This window comes from Falsiroseomonas oryzae (genome assembly GCF_027856955.1).
GTDB classification, from domain to species: Bacteria; Pseudomonadota; Alphaproteobacteria; order Acetobacterales; family Acetobacteraceae; genus Falsiroseomonas; species Falsiroseomonas oryzae.
On the sequence record NZ_JAPSMD010000220.1, the window covers coordinates 1 to 8,726 of the forward strand.

At 72.3% G+C, this 8,726-nt stretch carries 10 protein-coding genes; 5 read left to right on the forward strand and 5 right to left on the reverse strand.

Features of this window, described 5'->3' with window-relative positions; translation table 11 throughout:
- From OZN99_RS19005 to OZN99_RS19020, 4 genes are all read left to right on the forward strand, one after another.
- Positions 1-949: DNA polymerase III subunit delta' (locus OZN99_RS19005; RefSeq protein ID WP_270936840.1), on the forward strand; the 949-nt coding region annotated here is incomplete at its 5' end.
- Positions 950-982: 33 nt separating this feature from the next.
- Positions 983-2,572: a methionine--tRNA ligase gene (gene metG, locus OZN99_RS19010; protein ID WP_270936841.1), complete on the forward strand. Its 1,590-nt coding sequence runs from the start codon at positions 983-985 to the stop codon at positions 2,570-2,572.
- 2 nt (positions 2,573-2,574) lie between these two features.
- On the forward strand, positions 2,575-3,354 hold the full coding sequence (locus OZN99_RS19015; protein ID WP_270936842.1) for a TatD family hydrolase: 780 nt from the start codon (positions 2,575-2,577) through the stop codon (positions 3,352-3,354).
- The gene (locus OZN99_RS19020) at positions 3,354-4,145 is read left to right on the forward strand and encodes an MBL fold metallo-hydrolase (protein WP_270936849.1); all 792 of its coding nucleotides are present in this window, start codon (positions 3,354-3,356) and stop codon (positions 4,143-4,145) included. The genes OZN99_RS19015 and OZN99_RS19020 overlap by 1 nt, the downstream gene beginning before the upstream one ends.
- Before the next feature lie 10 nt (positions 4,146-4,155).
- On the opposite strand, the gene OZN99_RS19025 is transcribed toward OZN99_RS19020, so the two are convergent.
- From OZN99_RS19025 to OZN99_RS19035, 3 genes are all read right to left on the reverse strand, one after another.
- Complete coding sequence (locus OZN99_RS19025) at positions 4,156-4,983, reverse strand: glycosyltransferase family 2 protein (RefSeq protein ID WP_270936843.1); 828 nt, start codon at positions 4,981-4,983, stop codon at positions 4,156-4,158.
- A gap of 10 nt (positions 4,984-4,993) precedes the next feature.
- The gene (locus OZN99_RS19030; protein ID WP_270936844.1) at positions 4,994-5,641 is read right to left on the reverse strand and encodes an LbetaH domain-containing protein; all 648 of its coding nucleotides are present in this window, start codon (positions 5,639-5,641) and stop codon (positions 4,994-4,996) included.
- Positions 5,642-5,826: 185 nt separating this feature from the next.
- Complete coding sequence (locus tag OZN99_RS19035; RefSeq protein ID WP_270936845.1) at positions 5,827-6,096, reverse strand: hypothetical protein; 270 nt, start codon at positions 6,094-6,096, stop codon at positions 5,827-5,829.
- A gap of 190 nt (positions 6,097-6,286) precedes the next feature.
- On the opposite strand from OZN99_RS19035, the gene mazG reads away from it, so the two are divergent.
- Positions 6,287-7,111 (forward strand): nucleoside triphosphate pyrophosphohydrolase, encoded by an 825-nt coding sequence (gene mazG / locus OZN99_RS19040; RefSeq protein WP_270936846.1) that lies wholly within the window; start codon positions 6,287-6,289, stop codon positions 7,109-7,111.
- Between the two features lie 250 nt (positions 7,112-7,361).
- Here the strand turns inward: mazG and OZN99_RS19045 are convergent, their stop codons facing one another.
- Together OZN99_RS19045 and OZN99_RS19050 are read right to left on the reverse strand one after the other, a co-directional pair.
- Positions 7,362-8,366, reverse strand: coding sequence for a TAXI family TRAP transporter solute-binding subunit (locus OZN99_RS19045; protein ID WP_270936847.1), 1,005 nt, complete (start codon positions 8,364-8,366; stop codon positions 7,362-7,364).
- A partial coding sequence (locus tag OZN99_RS19050) for an SEL1-like repeat protein (protein WP_270936848.1) occupies positions 8,363-8,726 on the reverse strand: 364 nt, incomplete at its 5' end. The genes OZN99_RS19045 and OZN99_RS19050, both read right to left, overlap by 4 nt.

The window sequence follows — 8,726 nt, forward strand, 5'->3', positions numbered from 1 at the left end:
GCGCTCCGGCCGGCTGCCGCATGCCTGGCTGGTCGCGGGGCCGCCCGGCATCGGCAAGGCGACGCTGGGCTACCGATTCGCCCGCTGGCTGCTGGCGGGCGGGGCGGAGCGCCCGCCGCAGCCCGGCGCGCCGCCGCTGCACCTGCCGCCCGACCATCCGGTGTTCCGGCGGATCTTCGCGGGTGCGCATGCGGATTTCGTCGCGCTCCGCCCGGAAGCCGGCGACGGGGTGAAGCGGACCATCCGCGTGGACCCCGTCCGCAAGGCGATCCAAGCCCTGTCGCTGACACCGGCCGAAGGCGGCTGGCGCTTCGTGCTGGTGGACCAGGCGGAGGCGATGCGGATGGAGGCCGCGAATGCGCTGCTCAAGACGCTGGAGGAGCCGCCGCCGCGCGCCGTGCTGATGCTGACCACGGCCGCGCCGGACCGGCTGCTGCCGACCATCCGCAGCCGCTGCCGCCGCCTGCAGCTGGCGCCGCTCGAGCCGACGGAGATGACGCAGGTGCTGGCGCGGCTGCGGCCGGAGATGCCGCAGGCCGACCGCGCGCGGCTGGCCGCGATGGCGGAGGGCTCGCCCGGCCGCGCGATGGAACTCGCCGAAGGCGAGGGGCTCGCGATCCAGCAACTGGTCGAGGAGGTGCTGGCGGGGCTCGCGGCCGGCGACCGGCGGCGCTGGCATGCCGTGGCGGATGCGGTGGCGGCGAAGCGCGACGGCAGCGCCTTCGTGACCTTCATCGCGCTGCTGCGGCGGGAGATCTCGGCCGCCACGCGCCGGGCCGCGCGGGGCGAGGCCGGCACGCCGGGCTGGCTCGCGCTGCGTCCGCTTGCCGAGTGGTCGACCCTGTGGGATAGCCTCGGCCGCCTCGCCGCCGAGACGGATGGGCTGAGCCTCGATCGCAAGCAGGCCGTGCTGACCGCCTTGGGATGGCTGACCCCGCCGCGGCGCTGAGCCGGCGGCGGCCAACAACCCGGGAAGACCACCTTGCCCGATACCGTGTCCGATCGGCGGCCCTGCTTCATCACCACGCCGATCTACTACGTGAACGACCGGCCCCATATCGGGCACGCCTACACCTCGCTGGCGGCCGATGTGCTGGCGCGCTGGCGCCGGCTGGAGGGGCGCGACGTCTTCTTCCTGACCGGCACCGACGAGCACGGGCAGAAGGTGGAGAAGGCGGCGAAGGATGCCGGGATGGACCCGCAGGCCTTCACGGACCAGGTGAGCCAGCACTTCCGGGACCTTGCGGTGACGATGGGCTTCTCCAATGACGGCTTCATCCGCACCACGGAGGAGCGGCACAAGCGCACCTGCGCCGCGCTGTGGGAGAAGCTGGTCGCGAACGGGGAGATCTACCTCGGCCACTACGAGGGCTGGTACGCCGTGCGCGACGAGGCCTTCTACGGCCCGGACGAGCTGACCGAACGGGACGGGGTGAGATACGCGCCGAGCGGCGCGCCGGTGGAGTGGGTGAGGGAGCCCTCCTACTTCTTCCGCCTGTCGAAGTGGCTGCCCGAGCTGCTGCGGCGCTTCGACCTGCCGGAGGGTGATCCGCACCGCATCGACATCCAGCCGGAGTCGCGCCGCAACGAGGTGCGCGCCTTCGTCCAGAACGGGCTGAAGGAGTTCGGGCAGACGCCGGAGAAGCTGGACCTGTCGATCAGCCGGACCTCCTTCACCTGGGGCGTGAAGGTGCCGGGCGACCCGGCGCATGTGATGTACGTCTGGATGGACGCGCTGACGAACTACATCACGGCGGCCGGCTATCCGCATGATCCTGAAGCTTTCGCCAGGTGGTGGCCGGCGGAGATCCACTTCGTCGGGAAGGACATCGTCCGCTTCCACACGATCTACTGGCCGGCCTTCCTGCTCGCCGCGGGCCTCGCGCCGGCGAAGCGCGTCTTCGCGCATGGCTGGTGGACGAACGAGGGGCAGAAGATCTCGAAGTCCCTCGGCAATGTCATTGATCCTGTGGCTCTTGTCGCGGAGTTCGGCCTGGACCCGATCCGCTACTTCCTGCTGCGCGAGGTGCCCTTCGGCCAGGATGGCGACTTCTCCCGCGCGGCGCTGATCGGGCGGAACAACGGAGAGCTGGCGAATGCGCTCGGCAATCTCGCGAACCGGACGCTCTCGCTGATCCAGCGGAACTGCGACGCGAAGCTGCCGGGGCCGGCGGCGCGCGCCGCCTCCGACGCGGCGCTCGGCGCGCTGGTGGATGCGCTGCCCGGGCAGGTCGGCGCGCATCTCGACCGGCAGGAGTTCCACCTGGCGCTGGAGGCGGTGATGGCCGCGGCGCGGGAGGCCAATGGGTACATCACGGTGGAAGCGCCCTGGGCGCTGAAAAAGACCGACCCCGCCCGCATGGAAGCCGTGCTGCGCCAGTTGCACGACGCGCTCAGGGTCTTCGCCACCGTGCTGCAACCCTTCATGCCGACGACCATGGCGAAGCTGCTGGACCAGCTTGGCGTGCCCGAGGCGGCGCGGGGGCTCGGGGCGCTGGGCACGCCCCTGCCCGGCGGTCTGCCGCTGCCGCCGCCGGCGCCGCTCTTCGCCAAGATCGAGGCCGCGGGCTGACCATGCTGGTGGACAGCCATTGCCACCTGGACCACTTCCAGGGGCAGGAGCAGGCGGATGTCGTCGCGCGCGCCCGCGCGGCAGGCGTGACGGAGATGGTGACCATCGGCACGCGGCTCGGCGCGCAGGCCGCGACGGTGCGGGACATCGCGGACCGCTACGAGGGCGTCTTCGCCACCGTCGGCATCCACCCGCACAATGCCGGCGAGCGCGAGCCGCCGGCGGTGGACGAGATCCTGCGCGAGGCCGACCATCCGAAGGTGATCGGGATCGGCGAGTCCGGGCTGGATTACTTCTATGACAAGGCGCCCAGGCCGATGCAGGCGGAGAGCTTCCGCCGGCACATCGCGGCGGCGCGTGCCTCCGGGCTGCCGCTGGTGATCCATGCGCGCGACGCCGACGCCGACATGGCCGCCATCCTGGAGGAGGAGGCGGGGAAGGGGGCCTTTCCCTTCCTGCTGCACTGCTTCTCCTCCGGCGCGGAACTCGCGCGCACCGCAATCCGCCTGGGCGGCTACGTCTCCTTCAGCGGGATCCTGACCTTCCCGAAGAGCGAGGAGAACCGCGCGATCGCCGCGGAGGTCCCGGCCGACCGCCTGCTGGTGGAGACCGACAGCCCCTACCTCGCCCCCGTCCCGCTGCGCGGCAAGCGCTGCGAGCCGGCCTATGTGGCGCACACCGCCGCGCGGCTGGCTGAGGTCCGCGGTATGGGCATGGCGACGCTGGCGGAGCTGACCACGACGAATTTTCACCGTCTGTTCCAGAGGTCCCGCGCGGCGTGATCCGGGTCACGCTCCTCGGCTGCGGCGGCTCGGGCGGGGTGCCGCAGATCGGCGGGCCGGACGGTCATGGCAATTGGGGGGCCTGCGATCCCGCCGAGCCGCGCAACCGCCGCACGCGGACCTCGGCGCTGGTGGAGGCCGGCGTCAGGCGGCTGCTGATCGATGCCGGCCCGGACCTGCGGGCGCAGCTCATGGCGGCGGGCGTGGGCCAGCTCGACGCGGTGGCGATCACCCACAGCCATGCCGATCACGTCATGGGGTTGGACGAGCTGCGCATCGTCAACCGCAACATCGGCGGCGCGCTGGACATCTTCGGCACCTATGTGACGCTGGCCGAGCTGCGCAGCCGCTTCGACTACGCCTTCCACCCGCCGCCGGCCCAGGGCTTCTTCCGGCCCTCGCTGAAGCCGCGCCCGGTGGCGCCGGGGGAGGTGGTGGAGATGGCCGGGATGGCCGTGCGCGTGCTGCGCCAGGATCACCGGGTGATGGAGACGCTCGGCTTCCGCATCGGGCGCTTCGCCTACAGCACCGACCTGGTGAAGCTTCCGGAAGAGAGCTTCGCGGCCCTCGAAGGCCTGCACACCTGGGTGGTCGGCTGCTTCCAGCGCGCGCCGCACCCCGTGCATGCGCATCTCGACCTTGTCTGCCAATGGGCCGACCGCCTGAAGCCGCGGCGCGTGGTGCTGACGCATATGGGCTTCGACCTGGACTGGGCTTGGCTGCACGCGAACCTGCCGCCGGGGATCGAGCCCGGTCACGACGGCATGGTGCTGGAGGTGCCGGGGGGCTGACCCGGCCCGGTCAGCCGTCGTCCTGGCGATCCGGATCGGCGCGCCACCAGCGCGGCTCGCGATGGTCGCGCCAGGGTTCGTGGCCGGGGTCGGCGATGTCCACGGCGGCGGCCCGGAAGCCGGCGAATTCGCGCGCCAGCCGACGGGACTCCGCGGTGTAGTGGCCGCCCCAGCCGCTGGCCTGGTCGCGGGCGCCGAGGCCGGTGGCGAGCAGGGCGTGCCGCGCGGCGGTGTAGCCTTCGCCGAGATACTTGTAGTGCAGCAGCATGAGCTCGTCCCGCTCCGGGAACGTCACCCGGCCGGTCGGGCGCGCGCGGTGTCGGCCGCGGCCGAAGTTGGTGCGCGCCAGGCGGTCCGGGCGGAACAGGCTGAGCTTGCTCATCGGCGCATGCGGCGCGCCGAGCGTCAGGCTGCGGCACAGATCGGTGTCGGGCGGCGGGAAGGCATCGGCGACCATCTGGTAGCCGAGCGCCGGAATCGCCGTGACGCCGGCCGCGTGGCAGGCCTCGATGAAGGGCACCAGGCGCGGATGGTGCAGATGTTCGTCCACCGCGGTGATCACCACCCAGTCCGCCGCGCCGCGGCTTTCGCGCCAGACGTCGTTCTGCAGCTCCTGCATCGACAGCACGAAGGAATCCGGGACGCTCCGCTGGAAGCGGCGGATCTCGACGCGAGGATGCGCGGCCAGGATGTCCAGCGTCCCGTCGGTGGAGCCGTCGTCGTAGAAGACGTAGCGGCTGACCCAGGGATCGTAGTGCCGGAAGAAGAAGCCGAGCATGGCGGCCTCGTTCCAGCAGATGCTGTAGAGATGGATCCGGAGGCGGGTGCGCAGCGGCATGGCGCGCGGCTCAGGCGGACAGGCGCGGGCGGCCGAGAATCACGGCCGGGTTGCCCGCGGCCCGCGACCCGTCCGGCAGGTCGCGTCGCAGGACGGCGCCCGGTGCGACGACGCTGTCCGCGCCCACCGTCACGCCCGGGCAGACCACCGCCCCGGCGCCGATCATCGCGCCGGGACCGATCCGCACCTGGCCGGTCAGCACCGCGCCGGGCCCGATCGAGGCGAAAGTGCCGAGTTCCGTGTGGTGGCCGATGCTCGCGCCCCGGTTGACCAGGACATGTTCGCCGAGGCGCGCCAGGGCGGCCAGGATGGCGCCGGCGGCGACGAAGACGCCGTCCGCCAGGCTGGCGGAGGACGCGACGATGGCCGTCGGGTCCACAAGCGCAGCGGCCGGTCGCAGTCCGAGGGCCGACGCCTCGGCGACGGCGGCGCGTCGGTTGGCGGGGGTGAAGAGGGGGCAGAGGAAGGGCAGAGCCAGCAGCGCGCCATCCAGCGCCGCCAGCGGCACGAGCTTCGCGTCGTCCAGCGCATAGCCCGGGCCCGCTCGGTTCATGACCGCGGCGGCGACCTCGATCCCGCGCCGCGTGCAGCTCTCCTCGATATCGGGGGTGAGCGGACCGCCGGCTCCGAACAGCACGATGCGAGAGCCTGGCGCCATGACCGGAGTTCATTGAAGAGCCGGCCCAAGCTGTCAACGGCCAAGCGGGAGCGAGCCGGGCGACGCATCCGTCCACGGTTATCCGACACCTTACCCACAGCCTTTTTATTTCCATAATATATCTTATGCGACAAGCCGGGCTGTGGACAGGGCGCGCAGGACAGCGCCCGGCTCACCGTCCCGGATCACCTCCCCGTCGCGGGTTGGGTCGGCGGCGCTGCCTCGCAGGCCGCCAGTGCCTCCCGGGCCAGGCGCTGCAGGATGCCTGGCGTGGTCTCCTCTGCGGCCAGCCACGCGCGCGGCTCGGCGCAGCGGTCGGTCTGCGCGCCGCGCAGCACCGCCGGTGCCGGGGTGGACTGCGGCGGGCCCGCGGGCTGCGGCGTGACGGTCTGCGCCATGGCCGGCGCGGCGAGGATAAAGCCAAGGACGGCCGCAACGGCCGCCAGGCGAGGCATCGGAGTCATCGCGCGAACCCTTCGTGTCCGGGCGACCGGAGCGCCGCCCAGACACAAAAGAACACCTGCGGCCGCGCCTCGTCCCGAAGGCAATCCGAAACCATCGCGAAAGCGATGTCACCATGACCGGCTTGCCTGCGCCGATCGCGCGGAACAGCTTCCCCGGCAGTCTCGAGGAGTGCCCTGCCCCATGCCCGCGCCTGACGCCGCCTCCCGCACCGACCCTGGCGCCGCCCTGCGGCGTCTGCTCGACATCATGGCCCGGCTGCGGGCTCCGGATGGCTGTCCCTGGGACCGTGAACAGGATTTCGCGACCATCGCGCCCTACACGATCGAGGAAGCCTACGAGGTGGCCGACGCGATCGCCCGCGGGCCGGATTTTCCCGCGCTGCTGGACGAGCTCGGCGACCTGCTGTTCCAGGTCGTCTATCACGCAAGGATGGCCGAGGAAGCCGGCCGCTTCGCCTTCGCCGAGGTGGCAGAAAGCATCAGCAACAAGATGATACGGCGCCATCCTCATGTGTTCGGGGAGGCAGAGGCGCGCTCCGCGGCCGCGCAGACCCAGGCCTGGGAGGCGCAGAAGGCAGCCGAGCGCGCGGCACGCGCCGAGGCCGGAACTCTGGCCGGGATCCCGGCAGGGCTCCCTGCCCTCACCCGCGCGCTGAAGCTGACACGCCGCGCCGCCCGGGTCGGCTTCGACTGGCCGGATGCCGGCGCCGTGCTGGACAAGCTGGAGGAGGAAGCGGCGGAGCTCCGCGCCGAGCTGCCGGCCGCCGACAAGGCGCGGCAGGCCGACGAGGTGGGCGACCTGCTCTTCGTGGTGGCGAACCTCGCCCGGAAGCTGGATCTCGACCCGGAGGCCTGCCTCGCCGCCGCCAACGCCAAGTTCGAGCGCCGCTTCGGCGGTATCGAACGGCTGCTGGCCGCGGAGGGCAAGACCCCGCAGGACGTTGGGCTGGACGCGATGGAAGCCGCCTGGGCTGCCGTGAAGGCCGCGGAACGCGGCGACGCCTGATCCGCACCGATGATATTGTAAATGACTTTACATCGGCCGCCCGAGCCGCGACGCCTCTGTCGTAGTGCTACTTCTCCGTGATGTAGCGCTACACGCGCCGCGCCGATCGTATGCGGGAAGCAGGGAAAGAAACGGGAACGGGCGTGCTCGCACGCCTGCTGTGCCTGGGCACGCGGGGCGGCCGGCGCAGGACAAGCCTGGGGACGATCAGGCCTCCGGGACGAAGGGCCCGCGGATCCTCGGGGGAGCGTCAGCCGCCTGGCGGTGGCTCGCGCCGCGTCGCCGGGCGCGATGCGCCCGTGTGGTCGAACCTCACCCAGCCCGGCACCGCGGCGGTCAGGTTCACTTCGCGCCACTTCGGGTGGCGCGGCGGCCGGAGGAACTCGTCGAAACGGGCGTAGAGCGCCTCGACGAAGCGCGCGACCTTGCGGTGCCGCTCGGCGCCGGGCGCCCAGGCGTAGACTGCCATCACCGCCCCCACCGCGATGGTGTCCACGCTGCCGCCCTCGGGGATCAGCGTCGGGTAGTCGGCGGCGACGAGGCTGGCCGGCAGGTATGTCTCCAGCAGCGCCGGCGTGGCCGGGATGGGCAGGAAGCGCAGCCCGCCGCCGGCGGGAACCCCGCTGAACAGACGGGCCGGCTTCCCCGCCACGAACACCATGGCTGCGATCTCGCCGCGCTGCAGCCGGGTGAGCGCCACGTCCTGCCGGTCGTTGGCGAAGCGGACGCTCACCCCGAGCGCCTCGAAGACCAGGGAGGCGGTCATCGCCGTGCCGCTGCCTTCGACGTCCACGTTGACCACCTGGCCCCGGAGGTCCGCGACGGAGGCGATCCCCTCCCGGGCCAGGACGTGGATCTCCTCGTCGTACAGCTTGGCGATGTACTGGACCATCGAGGCGACGCCGGGGACCAGGTTCCGGCGTCGGGCGAAGGCGAGCGCGTCGGACTGGACGATGCCGATGTCCACGCCGCGCAGCAGGATGATGTCGGCGATGTTCTGCAGCGAGCCCTTGCCGATCATGGCGATGACCCGGAGCGCGTCGCCGTCGTCGAGCACCGAGGCCAGGTCGGCCGCGATGCGGATGTAGGTGCCATCCACGCCGCCGGCGATGATGCCGACCGTGCCCGCATTGGCCTGGGCGACGCGCCGGTTGAGATCCGCGGTCAGGCCGGTCTGGGCGGCCGCGGGGGCGGCGGCCAGCCCGGCCAGCAGGAGGGCGCGGCGGGTCGCCCCGCCCATGTGGTGGAGGGTCATCTCTGGGCCTCGAGGTTGGCGATGCGCGCGGCGGCCTCGCTGGAGCCGAGCGCGGCGGCGCGCCGATACCAGTCCAGCGCGGCCGCCCGGTCGGGCGCCATGCCGACGACGTGGCGGCGCGCCAGGGCGACTGGGTCGAAGGTTTCGGCCATGGCGATCGCGGCCGTCACGCTGCCGCCGGCCGCCGCCCGTTCCAGGAAGCGCCGGGCGCCCGAGATGTCGCCGATGTCGAGCAGCGCCTGCCCGCGCCGCAGCATCGCCTCGACCAGGGCGGGGTCGATGGCCGGCGCGGCGGGAGGCGCGACGATGGCGACAGGGGGCGGGACGGGCGGCGAAGTGCGGGGCGGTGCGGGGGTCGCC